The sequence below is a fragment of the Micromonospora sp. CV4 genome (genome assembly GCF_003667455.1).
Lineage (GTDB): Bacteria > Actinomycetota > Actinomycetes > Mycobacteriales > Micromonosporaceae > Micromonospora.
In genome coordinates, this window is the sequence record NZ_RCVI01000393.1 from 1 (window position 1) to 707 (window position 707).

Annotated in this window: 1 protein-coding gene; it reads right to left on the reverse strand. The window is 74.1% G+C overall.

The window, feature by feature from the left end; translation table 11 throughout:
* On the reverse strand, positions 1–564 hold a 564-nt coding region (locus EAD98_RS27140), incomplete at its 3' end, for an endonuclease/exonuclease/phosphatase family protein (RefSeq protein WP_121656807.1).
* Positions 565–707 lie beyond the last annotated feature (143 nt).

Consider the following 707-nt stretch of genomic DNA (forward strand, 5'->3'; position numbering starts at 1 on the left):
GAGCAGGACGCGGGGGGCGGGCAGCGCGCGCAGGGCGCGGACGGTCTGCCGGAGTTGGTGGGCGTTCCAGCCGGGGACGAAGGACAGGTGGGTCGCGGCGACGGTGAGCGGGCCGTGCGGGGTGTCCAGGACGGCGGCGAGCACGACGCGGGGTTCGTCGTGCAGCAGGACGAGGCCGCCGCCGGGGCCGGGTACGTAGACCGGGGAGCGCACGGGTGCGGGCTTGAGTCGGGTGACCTGCCAGCTGCGCACGGGGTGGCGGCTGATCAGGCCGATGCCGTAGCAGGGTTCGCCGTGGCCGTCGTCGTCGTGGCGCAGGGGGCGGAACTGTTCGCCGGGCGTGCCGACGACGGCGGCGGCGAAGCGGTGGTGGGGTGCGTCGAGGGCGCGGGCGGCGATGGCGGTGAGGTCGAGGTTGCCGCTGCGGCTCTGGTCGCGGTCGACCTCCTGCAGGGCCAGCACGTCGGCGTCGAGGGCGCGCACGGCGGCGGTGAGTCGGTCGGGGTCGACGAGCCCGTCGGTCAGGGATCGTCCGTGCAGCACGTTGAAGGTGGCCAGGCGCACTCCTGCACCCTACGTCCCCGTGGCAGGGTTGCCGGGTGGTGAAACTGCTGCTGTGTTCGGTGCTGGTGTTCGTGGCGATGGGCGCGTTGGGGGTGTGGTTGCGGCGGGCGCGGGGTCGTTGACGTGCGGGGGTGTGAGTGAGG